This is a genomic window from Acidimicrobiales bacterium (assembly GCA_034521975.1).
Classification (GTDB): domain Bacteria; phylum Actinomycetota; class Acidimicrobiia; order Acidimicrobiales; family SKKL01; genus SKKL01.
Map to the genome: position 1 here is coordinate 18,017 of JAXHLR010000006.1, position 19,134 is coordinate 37,150.

Genomic DNA, 19,134 nt, shown 5'->3' on the forward strand with positions numbered 1-19,134 from the left:
CCGCCGGTAGTATCGAAGCGTGGCTGACGACACCTCCTCATCGGCGTCGCGGCTCGGGCCCAACGCGTGGTTGGTCGACGAGATGTACGAGCAGTACCTCGCCAACCCCGACGCGGTGAGCCCGGCCTGGCGCGAGTTCTTCACCGACTATCGACCCGAAGCACCGGGTGGCGCCACCCACACGCCCCAGCACCCGGCACCCGCCGAACCGGCGCCCAAGGCCGATGCGACCCCAACCGAGAAGCCCGCCCCGGCCACCGACGACACCCCGCCCGGTGACCCGATCCGGGGGGCCGGCGCTCGGATCGTGGAGAACATGGAGGCCAGCCTGGCGGTTCCCACCGCCACCAGCTTCCGCGAGGTGCCCGCCAAGCTCCTGGAGGTCAACCGCCAGGTCGTCAACGGCTACCTCGCCCGAACTCGCGGCGGGAAGGTCTCCTTCACCCACCTCATCGGCTACGCGGTGGTCCGAGCCATCGCCGAGACCGTGCCGGCGATGAACTCCACCTTCCACACCGGTGCCGACGGAAAGCCCTACGTCGAGCACCACGACCACATCGGGCTCGGTATCGCCGTCGACCTCGAGAAGTCCGACGGGTCGCGCACCCTGCTGGTGCCCTGCATCACCGACGCCGACACCCTCGACTTCGCCGGGTTCCACACCGCCTACGAGGACCTGATCCGCAAGGTCCGCACCAACAAGCTCAGCCCCGACGACTTCAGCGGCACGACGGTCAGCCTCACCAACCCGGGCACCATCGGCACCGTCCAGTCGGTGCCCCGCCTCATGCCCGGCCAGGGTCTGATCGTGGGGGTCGGCACCATCGACTACCCCACCGCCTACGAGGCCGCCGATCCCCAGACCCTCGCCGATCTGGGAATCTCCAAGGTCATCACGCTCACCTCCACCTACGACCACCGCATCATCCAGGGCGCCGAGTCCGGCCTGTTCCTCAAGCGCGTGCACGAGCTGCTGCTCGGAGCCGACCACTTCTACACCGACGTCTTCCGTTCGCTCGGCGTCCCCTACGAAGCGGTCCAGTGGCGCACCGACGTCAACCCGATGAACCACGAGCACGCCCGGTTCGAGAAGCAGATCGCGGTCAACACCCTCATCAACATGTACCGGGTGAGGGGGCATCTCATCGCCGATCTCGACCCGCTGTCATCGGAAGAACCCACGATGCACAGCGAGCTCGACCCCGCCACCTACGGGCTCACCATCTGGGACCTCGATCGCGAGTTCCTCACCGGCAGCGGCGCCGGCATCTACGCGCCCGTCGGCGGTCGCTCCAAGATGCGCCTCGGAGACGCGCTCGGCGTGCTGCGCGACGCCTACTGCCGCACGGTCGGCATCGAGTACATGCACATCCAGGAGCCCGCCGAGAAGCGCTGGATCCAGGAGCAGGTCGAGGGTGTGCGCGTCGAGGTGCCAGCCGACGAGCAGCGCCACGTCCTCGGCCGGCTCAACGCGGCCGAGGCGTTCGAGAAGTTCCTCTCCACCAAGTACGTCGGCCAGAAGCGCTTCGGGATCGAAGGCGCCGAGAGCACCATCCCGCTGCTCGACGCCGTGCTCGGCGAGGCCGCCGACCGCAACATGTCCTCGGCGGTGCTCGGCATGGCCCATCGCGGACGGCTCAACGTGCTGGCCAACATCGTCGGCAAGTCCTATGACCAGATCTTCAAGGAGTTCGAGGGCAACGTCGATCCCGAATCCACCCAGGGCTCCGGCGACGTCAAGTACCACCTCGGGCAGTCCGGCACGTTCGTGAGCCGCACCGGCAACGAGATCCCGGTCGAGCTGGCGGCCAACCCCTCGCACCTCGAAGCGGTCGACCCCGTCGTGGTGGGCATGGCCAGGGCCAGGATGGACCAGATCGACGACCAGGGCGACTACCCCGTGTTGCCCGTCCTCATCCACGGCGACGCCGCCTTCGCCGGCCAGGGCGTGGTCGCCGAGACGCTCAACCTGTCGCTCATCCAGGGCTACCGGGTGGGCGGGACCATCCACGTCATCGTCAACAACCAGCTGGGGTTCACCACTCCCCCCGACGCCGCCCGATCCTCGGAGTACCCCACCGACATCGCCAAGATGGTCCAGGCCCCCATCTTCCACGTCAACGGCGACGACCCCGAGGCCTGCGTGCGGGTGGCCCGACTGGCGTTCCTCTACCGGCAGCGGTTCAACAAGGACGTCGTCATCGACATGGTCTGCTACCGCCGCCACGGTCACAACGAGGGTGACGATCCCAGCTACACCCAGCCGAGGATGTACGACAAGATCGAGTCGCGCCGCTCGGTGCGCAAGCTCTACACCGAGGCGCTGGTCAAGCGGGGCGACATCACCATCGACGAGGCCGAGCAGGCGCTCGAGGACTACCAGGCCCGCCTGCAGGAAGCGCTCGACGAGACCCGGCAGAGCGCGCCCACCCCCGACGAGGTGATCCGTAGCCGGCCCGAACCGGTCGGGATGCTCCCCGCGGTCGAGACCGGGGTCGACCGCTCGGTCATCGACCGGATCTACGACGCGCTCACGAACCTGCCCGACGGGTTCACCCTCCATCCCAAGCTGGAACGGCAGTTCGAGACCCGCGACAAGATGTTCCGCGACGGCGAAGTCGACTGGGCACTGGCCGAGGCCATGGCCCTGGGCTCACTGCTCGACGAAGGGACCTCGGTCCGGCTCACCGGCCAGGACTCGCGGCGCGGCACCTTCTCGCAACGGCACTCGACGCTGGTCGATTCCGAGACCGCCGAGGAGTTCGTGCCCCTCGAGACGCTGGCCACCGGACCGACCCGGTTGTGGATCTACGACTCGCTGCTGAGCGAGTACGCCGCGCTCGGGTTCGAGTACGGATACTCGGTGGCGAACAAGGACCCGCTGGTGTGCTGGGAGGCCCAGTTCGGCGACTTCATGAACGGTGGCCAGATCATCATCGACCAGTTCATGGTCTCCGCCGAGGACAAGTGGAACCAGACCTCGGGCCTGGTGCTCCTGTTGCCGCACGGGTACGAGGGTCAGGGCCCCGAGCACTCGTCGGCCCGCATCGAACGGTTTCTCATCCTGGCCGCCGACGACAACATCCAGATCGCGAACGCCTCCACCGCGGCGCAGTACTTCCACGTGCTGCGGCGTCAGGTCGCCCGCGAGGTGCGCAAGCCCCTGGTGGTGTTCACCCCCAAGTCGCTGCTGCGAGCCAAGGTCGCCCGCTCCAGCATCGACGAGCTCACCGCCGGGCACTTCCGCGAGGTCATCGACGACGAGGTCGACGATCCCGCATCGATCCGCCGGGTGGTGATGTGCAGCGGCAAGGTGGCCCACGAGGCTCGCGCCCGGCGCGACGAGGTCGGCGCTCCCGCCGCGGTCGTCCGCGTCGAACAGCTCTACCCGTGGCCTCGCGACCCGGTGGCCGACGTGCTGGCGCGCTACCCCAACGCCGACGAGATCGTGTGGCTCCAGGAGGAGCCCGAGAACATGGGAGCGTGGAACTTCGTGAAGGGTCGGCTCTACGAGGCCCACCAGGACACCCACTCCATCCGTCGCGTGAGCCGCCGCGAGTCGGGCAGCCCCGCCACCGGATCCGCCACGATCCACGCCCAGGAACAGGACCTCATCCTCGCCGCCGCGGTCGCCGACCTCGACGGCACATAGCGCTCAGCCCCGCAGCGAGAACCCCACGACCGTCTCCAGCTCGGCGATGGCGTCGTCGGGGTCGACGACCTTGATGGTGGTCATCCCCATGGCCCGGGCAGGTTTGAGGTTGACGCCGAGATCGTCGAGGAACACCGCCTCCGACGGCTCGATGCCGAGTTGCTCGCAGGCGATCTCGTAGAAGCGGGGATCGGGCTTGCGCACCCCCACCTTGCTCGACTCGACGATGACGTCGAACAGATCCATGATCTGCGCGATCTGTGCCCGACGGCCCGTGGGATCCGCCTCGACGTCGTCGTCGCCCATGCCGCTCACGAAGTTGTTCGTGAGCATGGCGGTGGACAGACGCTCGCTGCACCGTCGCAGCGCGTCGACCATCGCCGGCCGCACCTCGCCGCCGAGCAAGTCGATGACCGCTCGGCCATCGACCTCATGGCCGATCGCGCGCGCCTCGGCCTCGAAGAGGTCGGCGAACCCTGCGAGGCCGACCTCGCTGCGCTCGAGCTTGGCCCACGCGTTGTCGTCGGGGTTGGTCGCGTTCAGCCGGCGGATCAGACCTTCGGGCAACCCGTTGGCATGCTCGTAGCGAGCGAAGGCCTCGAAGGGGCTCGAGAGGATGACACCACCGAAGTCGAAGAGCGCGGCACGAACCATCGAGCGATCCTACGCGCGCGCGATCTCGGTAGGGTCCGCTCACGGCGTCCACGACCCTGCTTGACTGTGTGATCGAGATGGCATCGAAACACGTCGTGGTCGACGGCTCCAACATCGCGACCGAGGGTCGCAGCCTGCCCAGCCTCCGTCAGCTCGACGAGGCGGTGCGGGCCTTCCTTGCCGAGCACCCACACGATGTGGTCACCGTCGTGGTCGATGCCACGTTCGGACACCGCATCGACAAGTCCGAGCGTGCCCAGTACGAAGACGCGGTCCTGGCAGGCGAGATCGTCTCACCGCCGGCGGGCGCAGTCGGTCGGGGCGATGCCTTCGTCCTGCAGATCGCCGACAAGGCCGGTGCCACCGTGCTCTCCAACGACTCGTTCCAGGAGTTCCACGGCACCTACTCGTGGCTGTTCGACGAGGGTCGGCTGATCGGCGGCAAGCCGGTCGAGCACGTCGGATGGATCTTCCTGCCACGAACTCCGGTGCGGGGGCCGACGAGTCGACGCGCCACCCGCGAGGGCAAGTCCACCAGCGCCAAGCCAGCTCCGAGCGAGGCCAAGACCAAGCAGCCGGCCCGTCGAACCAAGAAGGCCAGCGGCGACGGACCGAAGGAGAAGGCTCAGGCCGAGTCCACCCGTCCCTCCAAGTCGAAGACCCCCAGCCGCTCCTCGAACGCGTCCCGCGACACGAAAGCGACCGATGCCCCGGTCCGAGCGGGAAAGGGTTCCGGCGGGTCGAAGCCGCGCGGGAACAAGATCGAACCGCTCAACCCCCCGATGACCTTCATCAACTTCGTCGCCTCGCATCCGATCGGTAGTGAGGTGAAGGGAACGGTCGAACGCTTCTCGTCGCACGGCGCGTACGTCAACGTCGACGACGCGCAGTGCTACATCCCGCTGAAGGCGATGTCGGAACCACCACCACGACGTGCTCGCGATGTCTTGACCCTTGGCGAGTCGCGTCGGTTCGTGGTCCAATCCTTCGACACGCCGCGACGCGGCATCGATCTTGCACTCCCCGATTCGGGACTCGCCGAGGCGGCGGAGGGCAAGGCTGGCGCACTCGACGCCAACGCAGTACCCGAGCAACACGGAGACCACCGCGCGTCGAACGTGCCGGCGGGCACCCGAACCCGGACAAGGAGAACCACACCAGTGGCAACCAAGAAGGCATCAGCCAAGAAGAAGGCGCCCGCGAAGAAGAAGGCGCCAGCCAAGAAGACTCCGACCAAGAAGAAGGCGCCCGCCAAGAAGGCGCCAGCCAAGAAGGCGCCTGCCAAGAAGAAGGCGCCTGCCAAGAAGAAGGCGCCTGCCAAGAAGAAGGCGCCTGCCAAGAAGAAGGCGCCCGCCAAGAAGAAGGCGCCCGCCAAGAAGAAGGCACCGGCCAAGAAGAAGGCACCGGCCAAGAAGAAGGCGCCGGCCAAGAAGAAGGCGCCGGCCAAGAAGAAGGCCCCCGCCAGAAGGCGCTGAGCCCGCTTCGACGGTGCCCCCGGCGGTCCGCTGCCGGGGGCACCGTCGCGTCCGGGTGGTGAGCCGGGGACCGGCGTTGGACCAAGCGCCCGGTAGTGTCGACTGCCATGAGCGCCCAGTTCATCTACACCATGCGCAAGGTCTCGCGGCACTACCCGCCGGACCGCACCGTCCTGTCCGACATCACGCTCGCGTTCTACCCCGGCGCCAAGATCGGTGTCATCGGAGCGAACGGATCCGGCAAGTCGTCGCTGCTCCGGATCATGGCCGGGATCGACGACGGCTTCACCGGCGAGGCGGTCCTCACCAAGGGGTTCAGCGTCGGCCACCTGCCACAGGAGCCCGAGCTCGACCCGACCAAGGACGTGCACGCCAACGTGATGGACGGTGTCGGCGAGACCGCGGCGCTGCTGACCCGCTACGACGAGGTGCTCGCCGGGTGGGCAGACCCCGACGCCGACTACGACAAGCTCGGTGCCGAACAAGCCGACCTCGAGACCAAGATCGAAGCGGCCAACGCCTGGGACCTATCGCGCACCGTCGAGATCGCCATGGACGCGCTCCGGCTGCCGCTCGCCGACGCCGACGTGTCCACGCTCTCGGGTGGCGAACGGCGCCGGGTGGCGCTGTGTCGACTCCTGCTCTCCCACCCCGACCTGTTGCTGCTCGACGAACCCACCAACCACCTCGACGCCGAATCGGTGGCGTGGCTCGAACGCTTCCTCGCCGACTACTCGGGAACCGTCGTCGCGGTCACCCACGACCGGTACTTCCTCGACAACGTGGCCGGTTGGATCCTCGAACTCGACCGCGGGCGGGGCTACCCGTTCGAGGGGAACTACAGCTCCTGGCTCGAACAGAAGCAGGCACGCCTCGCCCAGGAGGAGAAGACCGAGTCGGCGCGACAACGAACCCTCACCCGCGAGCTCGAATGGGTGCGCATGGCCCCCAAGGCTCGTCAGGCGAAGGGCAAAGCTCGCCTGAGCGCCTACGAGTCGCTCCTCGCCGAGGCCCAGTCCGGAACCGATCGACCCGACAAGCTCTCGATCACCATCCCCGCGGGCGATCGTCTCGGTGACGTGGTGATCGAAGCCGACCACCTCACCAAGGGCTACGGCGACAAGCTTCTGATCGAGGACCTCTCGTTCAACCTCCCCCGCGCGGGCATCGTCGGTGTCATCGGACCCAACGGAGCGGGCAAGACCACCCTGTTCCGCATGATCACCGGTCAGGAGGAGCCCGACGGCGGCCAGCTCCGCGTCGGCCCCACGGTCCAGTTCGCCTACGTCGACCAATCACGAGAGGTGCTCGACCCCGGGCGCACCATCTACGAGGAGATCACCGACGGCGCCGACACGATGGTCGTGGGCGGCCGCGAGGTCAACGGTCGGGCCTATGTCGCGGGGTTCAACTTCAAGGGACCCGATCAGCAGAAGAAGGTCGGTGAGCTCTCCGGCGGTGAACGCAACCGCGTGCATCTGGCCAAGGTGCTCACGACCGGCGGCAACGTGTTGCTGCTGGACGAGCCCACCAACGATCTCGACGTCGACACCCTTCGCTCGCTCGAGGATGGACTCGAGGCGTTTCCCGGGTGTGCGGTCATCATCAGCCACGACCGCTGGTTCCTCGACCGCATCGCCACCCACGTGCTCGCCTTCGAAGGCGACTCGCAGGTCCGGTGGTTCGAAGGCAACTTCAGCGAGTACGAGGCGTTTCGCCACAAGGAGCTCGGCGCCGACGCCGACCAGCCCCACCGCATCAAGTACAAGCCGTTGGTGCGAAGTTGAACCAGCCCATACCCGCGCTCGGCGATGGCGACGAGCTCGACGACCACGAGGTCGCGATCGCGGTCGCCCGCGCCGCCGGCGACCTCCTGCTGGCGCTCCGCGACGACCTGGTCGACCGCGGCGCCTCCAGCCGGGCGCTCGGCGACGAGGGCGACCGTCAGGCCCACGACCTCATCATCGCCACGCTCGACGAGCTCCGGCCCGACGATGCGGTGCTCTCCGAGGAGGGACGCGACCACCCCTACGCGATGCACGAGAACCGCGCCTGGATCGTCGATCCCCTCGACGGCACCCGCGAGTACGGCGAGTACCCCCGCACCGACTGGGCGGTGCACGTGGCCCTGGTCGAGGATCATCAGCCGATCGCCGGGGCCGTCGCGCTCCCCGGAGTCGGGATCACCCTCGGCACCCGGCCGCCACCAGCCTGGCCTCCGCCGAGCGGTGAAGCCCCCAAGCTGGTGGTCAGCCGCAGCCGGCCTGCCGCGATCAGCTACGAGATCGCCGACGCCCTCGGTGGCGATCTCGTCCCGCTCGGATCGGCCGGAGCCAAGGCCATGGCCGTGGTGCTCGGCGAGGCCGACATCTATGCCCACGCCGGCGGCCAGTACGAGTGGGACTCATGCGCACCGGTGGCAGTGGCGGCCGCGGCCGGGCTCCACGTCTCGAGGATCGACGGAAGCCCACTGAGGTACAACCGGCCAGACCCCTGGTTGCCCGACCTGTTGATCTGCCGTCCCGAGTACGCCTCCACCGTGATCGACCTGGTCCGCCATCGGATCGGCAGCCGGATCGAGGACGAGGAAACACACCTGTGGCGGTGAGCGAGTCACCTGGCGGGCCGGCCGACCTCGAGATCGGGGCGTTCTCCGATCACGCCCCCTGGATCGTCGACCCCGAGCAGCTGTCGTGGCGACCCGTCGTCGCCACGATCCGGGACCTCACCCGCCGCCAGCTCCCCGCGCTGCTCACTCCTGGCCGACTCCCCCCGGGCGGCCGCCTGTCCCTGGTCGTCGGGCGATTCGGATATGCCCTGGTGGGGTGGCACCGGTTCGAACGCAGGTCGGGTGATCGCTCGATCTCCCGGGCGGGGCTGTCCCGGCGGATGCGCCTGGCGATCGAAGCCCTGGGACCCACCTTCATCAAGCTCGCGCAGATCATCTCCGGCGGCGAGGGCCTGTTCCCCGACGAGCTGGTGTCGGAGTTCAAGAAGTGCCGCGACCAGGTCCGGCCCGAGCGCTTCTCCACCGTACGATCCGTGGTCGAGGCCGATCTCGGCCGGCCGCTCGAAGAGGTGTTCTCCGAGTTCGACCCCGAGCCGCTGGCCTCCGCGTCCATCGCCCAGGTTCACGCGGCGCGGCTTCGCTCCGGTGAGGCGGTCGTGGTCAAGGTCCAACGCCCACAGGTGCAGAACCTGGTGCAGCGCGACATCGAGGTGATGGCGTGGATCGCCCCGTTCCTCGTGGGGCGCATCCCCGTCACCGCGCTCGCGAACCCCCCAGCGCTGGTCGAGCTGTTCGCCCAGACCATCGCCGAAGAGCTCGACTTCCGGCTCGAGGCCGAGAACATGCTCGAAGTCGCCCAGTCCTTTGCTCAGCTCGGACAGCGTGGCTACGTGATCCCCCGGCCCCACCCCACGCTGGTGACCCGGCGGGTACTGGTCATGGAGCGCCTCGACGGGTTCGCGTTCGACGACGTCGCCGGCATGCGCGACGCGGGGATCGACACCGAGGCCATCGTCCGTACGGGAATGATCGGGTTCATGGAGGGGTGCATGCTGCACGGTCTCTTCCACGGAGACCTGCACGGGGGCAACCTGTTCATCCTCCCCGACGGCCGCACCGCCCTGCTCGACTTCGGCATCACCGCTCGCATGGACGACCGGCGACGCCAGGCGTTCCTTCGGCTACTGCTCACCGCGATGACCAACAACGTCACCGGCCAGGTGGCGGCATTGCGTGACCTCGGCGCGCTCCCACCCGACACCGACCTCGAGGCCGTCATCGCCGACCTGGGCCTCGACCGGGCGCCCATCGACCCCACCACCCTGACTCCCGACGAGCTGATCACCGAGATCCAGGGCGTGGTGAAGTCGTTGGTGGTCTACGGGGCGAGGATGCCCAAGGAGCTGATGCTGTTCGTCAAGAACCTGGTGTTCCTCGACGGCGCGATCGCCCGCCTCGCGCCCGACCTCGACCTGTTCGCCGAGATCACCCACATCGCCATGTACTTCGCCAGCACCCACGGTGACACCATCGCCCGCGACGTCGGGATCGATCCCCGCAACGTCGACCTCGATCTCTCAGGGGTCAAGGCCGGCTTCGGTGTCGATCCAGACGAGGTCTCCACCATGACCTACCGCGACCTGCAAGAGCGCCGAGAGCTCATCCGCGAGCGCTTCCGTCGGCGCGGAGCCGAGGCCCGCTAGTCGTGCGGCTCGTCGTCGCCCGGTGCTCGGTGCAGTACGAGGGCCGCCTCCGCGCCCATCTCCCCCTGGCGACGCGCCTCATCATGGTGAAGGCCGACGGTTGCGTCGCGATCCATGCCGACGGCGGCGCCTACAAGCCCCTCAACTGGATGACCGCTCCCAACCAGCTCGTCGAGAGCGACCACGAGTGGCGGGTCACCAACCCCAAGGGCGAGGCGCTGGTCATCACCATCGACGAGATCATCTCCGACACGAGCCACGAGCTCGGGACCGATCCCGGCCTCACCAAGGACGGCGTCGAGGCCCACCTCCAGGAGCTCCTGGCGGCGAACCCCGACGCAATCCGCGACGGGCTGTCGCTCATCCGGCGCGAGTACCCCACCGACATCGGCCCGGTCGACCTGCTGTGTCGCGACGCGTCGGGGCGCCTCGTCGCCGTCGAGGTGAAGCGCCGCGGTGAGATCGACGGTGTGGAACAGCTCACCCGCTACCTCGATCAGCTCAGGGGCGATCCCTCCCACGGCGAGGTCCGAGGGGTGTTCGTGGCCCAGGCGATCAAGCCCCAGGCCCGCACCCTGGCCGCCACCCGCGACATCGACTGCGTCGAGGTCGACTACGACGAGCTCCGGGGCGTCGAGTCCCCCCACCTGCGCCTGTTCTGACCCACGCCCGGCCCGCCATGGTCCCGAACGCGCCGAGGGGCACCCTCGCGGGTGCCCCTCGGTCAACTGCTGATGTTGCGGTGAGCTTGGTTCAGCTCATCCAGCCGTCGACCAACGACCGGTTGGCGTCGTCGGAGAGCCACTCCTCGACGGCGTCTGCTTCCTCACCGGTGTCGTACTCGTTGATCACCAGGTCGGTGAGCGACGAGAGCGAATCGCCGTCCATCTCGAAGTTCGAGAGCCAGCCGGCGATGGTGGGGCACTCGCTCGAGAAGTCGGCACGAGCGACGGCGTGCAGCTCCTCGGCCTCGCCCATTGCGCCCTCGGGATCCTCGAGATCCTTGAGCGGGTAGGCGGCGTAGGCCCAGTGCGGGTGCCACAGCGTGACCACGATGGGCTCCTCGCTACCGACGGCCCGCTCGAGCTCGGCCAGCATGGCCGGGGTCCCGCCCTCGACGAGGGTGTAGTCGTCGAGACCGTAGGTGGGAATGGCTTCCTCGGCGGTCACCCGCATGAGGCCGGCACCCGGCTCGATGCCGATGATCTGGCCGTCGAAGGTGTCGGCCTGACCGGCGAGGTCGGCGATGGAGTCGATCTCGACGTAGTCGGGAACAGCGAGCTCGAGCGTGCCCTGGTCGTACCAGATGGACAGGCTCTCGAGCTGATCACCGAACTCGTCCCAGTAGTCGGAGTGGGTGGCGGGCAGCCACGCATCGAGGAACAGGTCGAGGTCGCCCTCGGCGACACCGGCGTACACCGGCGCCACATCGAGCTGGGTGAGCTCGACATCGACACCCTGCCCTTCCAGCAGCGCCTGCCACAGGAAGGTGACAGCGACGTCTTCGTCCCAGGGGATCCAGCCGATCGACACCGAGTCGCACTCGGGTGCAGCCATGTCGCCGTTGCCGTCGTCGGCCGCGGTGGTGGTCGTGTCGTCACCGTCACCGGCACCGGTGTCGTCGTCGCTGTCGTCGTTGCCACATGCGCCGGCGAAGATCGCCAGTGCGGCGACCAACGCCAAGATCCGCATCAAGCGGTTACGTCGATGTTGGAACATGAAGTCTTCCTTGCTGTTGGGGGTATGGCTGTGCTGTTGGGTATTGCTGTGCTGTTGGGGTATTGACCTTCAGGCGGCCGAACGATCGCGGAACTGCGACGCACGGTCACCGATCGCGGCGGTGATCCGGTCGAGGAAGATCGCAAGGATCACCACGGCCAGACCACCCTCGACGCCGAGTCCGACGTCGAGGCGAGTGATACCTCGGAACACCACGGCTCCGACGCCACCTGCTCCCACCATGCCCGAGATGACGACCATAGACAACGCGAGCATGATGACCTGGTTGATCCCCGCCATGATCGTGGGCAGGGCGAGCGGCAGCTGGATCTTGGTGAGGATCTGCGAGGGAGCGGAACCGAACGCGTGTCCGGCCTCGACCACCTCCTCGTCCACCTGGCGGATGCCGAGCTCGGTGAAACGCACCGCGGGGGGCATCGAGAACACCACGGTGGCGACCACGCCCGGCACCTGGCCGATGCCGAAGAACACGATGGCCGGCACCAAGTAGACGAACGCCGGCATCGTCTGCATGAAGTCGAGCATGGGGCGGACGATCGTGCTCACCACCGTGCTGCGCGAGGTGGTGATGCCGAGCGGGACACCGATGACGATGGCCACCAGACTGGCCACCAGCACCAGTGACAGCGAGGACATCGAGGCCTCCCACAGGCGCATGCTCTCGACCAGGGCCATGGCGAGCAGCGTGAAGAGCCCGAACATCGCGCTGCGGATCCACCACGCGAACAGCGCGAAGATCACGATGAGCACGAGCGGATCGGGCCAGGTGAGCAGGTCCTCGAGGGCGTCGATGAAGAACTGCAGGACCTCGCTGATGAAGTCGAACAGCCAGTTGACGTTGTCGGTCAACCAGTCGACGATGTTGTCGACACGGTCACCGACCGGAGTGCGGGGCAGCTCAGGCACCGGCGGCCTCCTGCGGTTCGCCGGAGCCACCGGCATCAGGCCCGTCCCCGAAGTTCGGGGACAGATCGTCGAGCGATTCGTCGAGGTCGAGGTCGGACTCGCCGGAGAGGGCTGCCAGCAGCGTCACCCGGGGGATGACCCCGAGGAGCCGGCCGTCGTCATCGACCACGGCGAGCGGCAGCGCGCTCTCGGCAGCGGGGGCGAGGATCTCGAACAGGGCGGCGTCGGGGCCCACCGAGGGGACGTCGGTGGTGAGCACCTTCTCGATGGCGACGTCGCGCCGTGCCGCCTCGGTGACGGCGTCGTCGCGGACCGAACCCCACAGCCTGCGGTGGGGTCCGACCACATAGAGGCCCGACACCTGGTGCTCACGCATGATCCGCATGGCCGCTCGCGGCCCTTCGTGGGGGCCGAGTGTGGCCACCGGGTCCTCCATGACGCTGGAGGCGGTGAGCACCCGTGAACGGTCGACGTCTTGGACGAACGAGGCGACGTAGTCGTTGGCGGGATCCTGGAGGATGTTCTCGGCGGTGCCGATCTGCACCATGCGACCGTCCTTCATCACGGCGATGCGATCGCCGATGCGCATCGCCTCGTTGAGGTCGTGGGTGATGAACACGACGGTCTTGGCCAACGTCGCCTGCAGATCGAGGATCTGATCCTGCATCTCGCGGCGGATGAGCGGATCGAGGGCGCTGAACGCCTCGTCCATCAACAGGATGGGAGCATCGGTGGCCAACGCCCGAGCAAGACCAACCCGCTGCTTCATGCCGCCCGAGAGCTGACCCGGATAGGCGTCGACGCGGTCGCCGAGCCCGACGACCTGCAGCGACTCGCGGGCACGCTCGCGCCGCTCGTCGGGCGGCACCTTCTGGGTCTCGAGCCCCCACGCCGCGTTGTCGAGCACGGTGCGGTGGGGCATGAGGGCGAAGTGCTGGAACACCATGCTGATCTGCTCGGCCCGGATCTTTCGCAGCTCACGAGCTGGGAGGTCGGTGATGTCCCTGCCGCTGACGACCACCTGCCCAGCGGTTGGTTGGAACAACAGGTTGATCATGCGGACCAGGGTCGACTTCCCCGACCCCGACAACCCCATGACGACGAACAGCTCGCCACGTTCGATCTGGAGGGTCGCGTCGATCACCGCGGCGACCGACCCGGTCTCCTTCTCGACCTCGTACCTGGGGTATCCCTCGTCGAGCAGCTTCAGGGCCTGATCGGTGTTGCCACCAAAGATCTTGTAGACGTTGTTCAGTTCGAGTTCGCTCACGGTCCTCCCATGGGGGTGCGGCCGGAGCCGACCACCCGCGCGTTCCTACGAGTCTGGACGACCAGCGGGTCGATCACAAACCGTTGGAGATGACTCTCGTTCTCAATCGAACCGGCACAGCCCGCTCGACAGCACCACCTTGTCGCCCACCGAGGTGGTGAACACGGCCTCGCCGTCACCGGTCCGCCACATGCGCACGGTGAGATCATCTCCCGGCAGCACCGGGGAGGCGAAACGCCCCTCCATGTGCTTGAAGCGGGCGGGATCGGAGTCGCACAGGTGGTGCAGCAGCGCCCTGCCGGTGAAGCCGTAGGTGCACAAGCCGTGCAGGATGGGCTTGGGGAAGCCGGCGACGTCGGAGAACGACTTGTCGGAGTGCAACGGGTTGCGGTCGCCGTTGAGCCGGTAGGTGAGCGCCTGGTCGGGTCGGGTCGAGTAGGTGACCTCGTGGTCGGGCTCGCGCTCGGGTGCCACGTTGGTGGGCCCCGACGGACCGCGTTCGCCACCGAAGCCACCCTCGCCGGAGATGAACACCGACGAACGGGTGCTGAACAGCGGCTCGCCCGTCTCGACCAGGGTGGAGTTCGACTCGGTGGCGATCACCGCGCCCTTGCCCTTGTCGTAGATGCCGACGATCTCGCTCTGGGACTCGAGCTCGCCGTCGACCGGGAGCTCCCGGTGCAGGGTGATGGCCTGTTCACCGTGCACGAGCATGGCCGGGTTGAAGCTACCGACGTTGGCCATCGCACCGCCGCCCGCGCCGAGCACCACCGCCATGGTCGGCAACGCCCGTTGGTCGACCCCACGGGTGTTCTCGGTGGTGAACTCCAGCTCGAAGCCCACGGGATCGATGCTGCCCGCACCGACGCTCACCGCGTAGAGCAGTGCGTCCTTGCTCGTCCAACGCCGCCGGCCGGGCTCGCCCTTGGCGCCCACCGCATCGGGATTGATGGCCATGTTCCCCCCTTGGATCGTGCTACCGATTAGATGGTCGTGCCGGGCCGTCCGGGGCCTTCGGCGTCTTCGCCGCTCATGTCGGCGTTCAGTCGGGCGTTGGCCATCAGCTCGGCGACGACCGGACCGAGCTTGGTCGGATCGTCGACCGGCTCGGCCACAGGCCCGCGATGCCAGCCCTCGGCGATGCCCAGGTACCGACCGCTCACGTCGAAGACGCGGCCGGTGACGTTCTTGGCCTCGGGGCTGGCCAGCCAGGTGACGATGGGCGAGATCCAGTGCGGCGCCATCTGCTCCTTTGCTTCCTCCGGGAGCTGGCCCATGCCGAGGTTCTCGGTCATGCGGGTGAGCGCGGTGGGAGCGATGGCGTTGGCAGTCACGCCGTAGCGGGCCAGCTCGAGCGCGGCGATCGTGGTGAAGCTGGCGATGCCGGCCTTGGCCGCTCCGTAGTTGGTCTGGCCGACGTTGCCGTAGATGCCAGACGGCGAGGCGGTGTTGATGATGCGTCCGTCGACCTCGTTGCCGGCCTTGGACTGCTCGCGCCAGTAGGCGGCCGCCCAGCGCGACGGGGCGAAGGTGCCCTTCAGGTGCACCTTGATGACCGCATCCCACTCTTCCTCGGTCATGTTGGTGAGCATGCGGTCGCGCAGGATCCCCGCGTTGTTGACCACCACGTGGAGGTCGCCGAAGGTCTCGACCGCCTGGTTCACCATGTTCTGGGCGCCTTCCCAGCTGCTGACGTCGTCGCCGTTGACCACGGCCTCACCGCCCATGCCACGGATCTCCTCGACCACCTCCCCCGCAGGTCCGGTGCCACCGCCGGTGCCATCCATCTCGGCGCCGATGTCGTTGACGACGATCTTGGCCCCCTGACCGGACATCATCAGCGCGTGCTCGCGACCGATGCCGCGCCCGGCTCCGGTGATGATGGCGACGCGCCCTTCGAGGATTCCGCTCATCGTGTGACTCTCTCCTGGCTCGGGTTGATCGACTCGCTCTGGCCACCCCCGATGGGGCGGAACTGACCGGATGATGCCAGACAGCGCCCTGCGGCACCCATTCCAGCACGACCGGACACCCACGCGAGGTGGAGGACGGCTCGGATGCTGCGATGATGGTGACGATGCCGCGCCTTCGTTCGATCCCGCGCGGCCCAGCGGCGATGCTGATCCTCGGCGGAGCCGTGCTGGGCCTCTACGTCCTGATGCTGGTCGGCTCCTTCGTCGACGGTTCCTTCGCCGGCGCGCACATCGGCCGCAACATCGGCTTCGCCGGCACGTCGATGTCGGGCACGCCGATCGACGCCGTCGACGACGAGGTCGAGGGGTTGGCGAACGGATATGGCGACACCCCGGTGGAGATCGACGCTGGCCACGGAGCGGCGACCACCACCGCCGCAGACCTCGGCCTGACCTTCGATGTCGGCGCCTCTGCGCGGGCAGTCGAATCGGCGAACGAATCGCCGCTGCTGGTGCGGCCCATCAACTGGATCGCGAGCTTCTTCGGCACCCGCGACGTCGAACCCCGCTACGCCATCGACCACGCCGTCCTGAACGACGCGCTCGTCGATCTCGACCTTCCGGGGGTGTCCGAGTGGACGCTCCCGTCCCTCGACGCCGACGCCGCCGGCGTGCGGATCGAGCCGGGACAGGCCGGCGCGGGGATCGACCCGGACCGCTTCGCCCAGGCGTTGCTGTCCGCAGCGGAGTCGGGCGGGGTCCCTCTGCAGGTCACGCCCGAGCTGGTCGAGGTCGATCCGCCCATCACCGACGACGTCGTCGAGGAGGTCGCTGCCGCCGCCGAGGCCGCGACCGCTGCTCCGCTCGAGCTGACCGTCGGCGAGACCACCGGAACCGTCGACGTCGCCACCCTGCGCTCGTGGCTGGAGCTGACCATCGAGGAGGACGAGGCCGACTGGGATCTCGACCACGACCGGGTCATGGACCACCTCCAGGAGCAGTTCGCCGAAGCGGGCAGTACCGGCACGGATGTGAGCTTCGTGGTCGAGGACGGGCGGCCCGTGATCCTTCCGGGGGCCGACCGCACCGCGTGCTGTGACGAGGACAGTCCCGAGCTGATTCTCCTGGCACTGCGCTCGGGGGCACGCGCCGTCCAGCTCCCGCTTCGGACCGCAGCTCCCGAACGCGGCCGCGAGTGGGCCGAATCGCTCGGGATCGTCGAGGAGGTGGCGTCGTTCACCACCACCCACTCCTGTTGCCAGAACCGGGTGGTGAACATCCACCTGATCGCCGACGCGGTCCGCGGCGTGGTCCTCGAACCGGGCGAGACCCTCTCGATGAACGAGCACGTCGGACGACGAACCGCCGAGAAGGGCTACCTCCCAGCGGGTGGGATCACCAACGGCATCCTCGTCGATCAGCTCGGTGGCGGCGTCTCGCAGTTCACCACCACCTTGTTCAACGCGGCCTTCTTCGCCGGGCTCGACTTCGGCGAGTACCAGGCGCACTCGATCTACTTCTCGCGCTACCCGTACGGGCGGGAGGCCACGCTGTCCTATCCGGCGCCCGACCTGCAGATCCGCAACACGTCGCCCTACGGCGTGTTGATCTGGCCCACCTACACCGACACCAGCATCACCGTCACCCTCTACTCCACGCGCCACGTCGAGGCCGAACAGACCGGCCAGACCGAGTCGGCGTCGGGCGCCTGCACGCTGGTGCGGACCGAGCGCACCCGGACCTACGACGACGGCCGGACCGAGGTCGACCACGTCACCGCCCGCTACCGCCCCGAGGAGGGCATCAACTGCGCCGGCGAGTCGACGGTGCCCACCACGACCACCACGACCACGACCACCACGACCACCACGACCACCACGACCACCACGCCCGAGCCGAGCACCACGACCACCACCGCCCCGGGATCGACCAGCTCCACCACCAGCTCCACCACCAGCACGACGTTGGAGCCCGGGTGAGCGACCGCCTCCACGACGCGATCGTCGTCGGTGGGGGCCCGGCCGGGACGGCGGCCGCGATCGGGCTGGCCGACCGTGGCCTCGACGTGGTGGTGATCGACAAGGCGGCGTTCCCGCGCGACAAGACCTGTGGCGACGGGCTCACCACCCTTGCCCTGCGCGAGCTCGAGCGGTTGGGACTGACTCCCGATCGCGTCGACTCCTGGACCGTGGTCGAACGTGCCCACCTGCACTCGCCCCGAGCCAACACCGTCACGCTGCCCCTGCCACCAGGTCCCGGTCAGTTCGCGGCCATCGCCCGGCGAATCGACCTCGACGCGGCCCTGATCGAACTGGCCACCCACCGGGGCGTGACCGTGCACCAGCAAGTCGGTCTGCGGGGCGCGAGCATGCACCGCCACCACGTCGAGGTGCGCACCGATGCGACACCGCCACTGCAGGCCCGCTGGGTGGTCGGAGCCGACGGCATCTGGTCGCCGCTCCGCCGAGCGCTCGGCGTGGCCGAACCCCGGTACCGGGGCGAGTGGCACGCGTTCCGCCAGTACTTCTCCCGAACCACGAACGACGACGCCGAGCTCCACGTGTGGTTCGAACCCGATCTGCTGCCCGGCTACGCCTGGTCGTTCCCGCTGGGCGACGGCCGCGCCAACGTGGGGTTCGGGGTGCTCCGGGGGACGCGCCTCGACGGCCGAGCCCTCGCCCGACTCTGGCCCGACCTCCTCCAGCGCCCCGCGATCCGATCCGTGCTCGGGCCCCGTGCCGTGGCCGAGGGCCACCACCGGGCCTGGCCCATCCCCGCCCGGATCACCACCACCCGACTGACCGCGGGACGGACACTCTTCGTCGGCGACGCCGCCAGGGCGACCGACCTCTTCACCGGGGAGGGCATCGGCCAGGCGCTGCTCAGCGGACGGCTCGCGGCCGAGGCGCTCGCCGACAGGATCGACGCCGCCGACCCCTCCCCGGTGACCAGGGCGTACTCGACATCGGTGCTCGACGAGCTCGCGCCCGACCACCAGATGGCCGCCGCCCTGTCCAAGCTGATGGCGGTCGAACCACTCGCGGAGGCCTCCATCCGGCTGGTGGGCAGCACCCCTTGGACGAGGCGCAACGTCGGCCGGTGGCTGTTCGAGGACTCACCGCGGGGCATCGCGCTCACTCCTCGGCGGTGGCACCGTGGCGTGCTCAGCGGACCACCGGCGTTCACCGCCACGACACAGCGCTGAAACCTCGGCTCGGTACGGTCACCGCATGGTCCGGTCGGTACCATCGGCCGATGTTCCGAACACGTCTGACCGAGGCCCTCCAGATCGACCACCCCGTCATGCTGGCC

General features: G+C 68.3%; 14 protein-coding genes. 8 read left to right on the forward strand and 6 right to left on the reverse strand.

Annotation, left to right across the window (positions count from 1 at the left end; translation table 11 throughout):
* The first annotated feature begins 19 nt into the window (after positions 1-19).
* Positions 20-3,652, forward strand: a complete 3,633-nt coding sequence (locus tag U5K29_09400) for a multifunctional oxoglutarate decarboxylase/oxoglutarate dehydrogenase thiamine pyrophosphate-binding subunit/dihydrolipoyllysine-residue succinyltransferase subunit (protein ID MDZ7678756.1) — start codon at positions 20-22, stop codon at positions 3,650-3,652.
* Positions 3,653-3,655: 3 nt separating this feature from the next.
* Here U5K29_09400 and U5K29_09405 read toward each other — a convergent pair whose 3' ends face one another.
* Positions 3,656-4,306 (reverse strand): HAD-IA family hydrolase, encoded by a 651-nt coding sequence (locus tag U5K29_09405; GenBank protein ID MDZ7678757.1) that lies wholly within the window; start codon positions 4,304-4,306, stop codon positions 3,656-3,658.
* A gap of 77 nt (positions 4,307-4,383) precedes the next feature.
* Here U5K29_09405 and U5K29_09410 point away from each other — a divergent pair, with 77 nt between their 5' ends.
* From U5K29_09410 to nucS, 5 genes are all read left to right on the forward strand, one after another.
* The gene (locus U5K29_09410; GenBank protein ID MDZ7678758.1) at positions 4,384-5,781 is read left to right on the forward strand and encodes a S1 RNA-binding domain-containing protein; all 1,398 of its coding nucleotides are present in this window, start codon (positions 4,384-4,386) and stop codon (positions 5,779-5,781) included.
* 107 nt (positions 5,782-5,888) lie between these two features.
* The gene (gene ettA / locus U5K29_09415) at positions 5,889-7,568 is read left to right on the forward strand and encodes an energy-dependent translational throttle protein EttA (protein MDZ7678759.1); all 1,680 of its coding nucleotides are present in this window, start codon (positions 5,889-5,891) and stop codon (positions 7,566-7,568) included.
* Positions 7,565-8,389: a 3'(2'),5'-bisphosphate nucleotidase CysQ gene (locus tag U5K29_09420; GenBank protein ID MDZ7678760.1), complete on the forward strand. Its 825-nt coding sequence runs from the start codon at positions 7,565-7,567 to the stop codon at positions 8,387-8,389. The genes ettA and U5K29_09420 overlap by 4 nt, the downstream gene beginning before the upstream one ends.
* Entirely contained in the window at positions 8,386-9,993 is a 1,608-nt protein-coding gene (locus U5K29_09425) for an AarF/UbiB family protein (protein ID MDZ7678761.1), read from the forward strand. Before U5K29_09420 ends, U5K29_09425 begins: the two co-directional genes overlap by 4 nt.
* Positions 9,994-9,995: 2 nt before the next feature.
* Positions 9,996-10,655: an endonuclease NucS gene (gene nucS, locus U5K29_09430; GenBank protein MDZ7678762.1), complete on the forward strand. Its 660-nt coding sequence runs from the start codon at positions 9,996-9,998 to the stop codon at positions 10,653-10,655.
* 91 nt (positions 10,656-10,746) lie between these two features.
* On the opposite strand, the gene U5K29_09435 is transcribed toward nucS, so the two are convergent.
* The 5 genes from U5K29_09435 to U5K29_09455 all read right to left on the reverse strand — a co-directional run bounded on the left by U5K29_09435 (position 10,747) and on the right by U5K29_09455 (position 15,822).
* Positions 10,747-11,712, reverse strand: a complete 966-nt coding sequence (locus U5K29_09435; GenBank protein MDZ7678763.1) for a glycine betaine ABC transporter substrate-binding protein — start codon at positions 11,710-11,712, stop codon at positions 10,747-10,749.
* Positions 11,713-11,781: 69 nt separating this feature from the next.
* Entirely contained in the window at positions 11,782-12,639 is an 858-nt protein-coding gene (locus tag U5K29_09440) for a proline/glycine betaine ABC transporter permease (GenBank protein ID MDZ7678764.1), read from the reverse strand.
* Positions 12,632-13,909, reverse strand: a complete 1,278-nt coding sequence (locus tag U5K29_09445; GenBank protein MDZ7678765.1) for a glycine betaine/L-proline ABC transporter ATP-binding protein — start codon at positions 13,907-13,909, stop codon at positions 12,632-12,634. Before U5K29_09445 ends, U5K29_09440 begins: the two co-directional genes overlap by 8 nt.
* A 102-nt stretch (positions 13,910-14,011) precedes the next feature.
* Positions 14,012-14,866, reverse strand: a complete 855-nt coding sequence (locus U5K29_09450; protein ID MDZ7678766.1) for a MaoC/PaaZ C-terminal domain-containing protein — start codon at positions 14,864-14,866, stop codon at positions 14,012-14,014.
* A gap of 26 nt (positions 14,867-14,892) precedes the next feature.
* A complete protein-coding gene (locus U5K29_09455; GenBank protein MDZ7678767.1) occupies positions 14,893-15,822 on the reverse strand; it encodes an SDR family oxidoreductase in 930 nt (309 codons plus the stop codon).
* Positions 15,823-15,986: 164 nt separating this feature from the next.
* Between U5K29_09455 and U5K29_09460 the strand changes: the two genes are divergently transcribed.
* Both U5K29_09460 and U5K29_09465 read left to right on the forward strand, forming a co-directional pair.
* Positions 15,987-17,801 (forward strand): VanW family protein, encoded by a 1,815-nt coding sequence (locus tag U5K29_09460; protein ID MDZ7678768.1) that lies wholly within the window; start codon positions 15,987-15,989, stop codon positions 17,799-17,801.
* Positions 17,798-19,027: a geranylgeranyl reductase family protein gene (locus tag U5K29_09465; protein MDZ7678769.1), complete on the forward strand. Its 1,230-nt coding sequence runs from the start codon at positions 17,798-17,800 to the stop codon at positions 19,025-19,027. The genes U5K29_09460 and U5K29_09465 overlap by 4 nt, the downstream gene beginning before the upstream one ends.
* Positions 19,028-19,134: the final 107 nt, after the last annotated feature.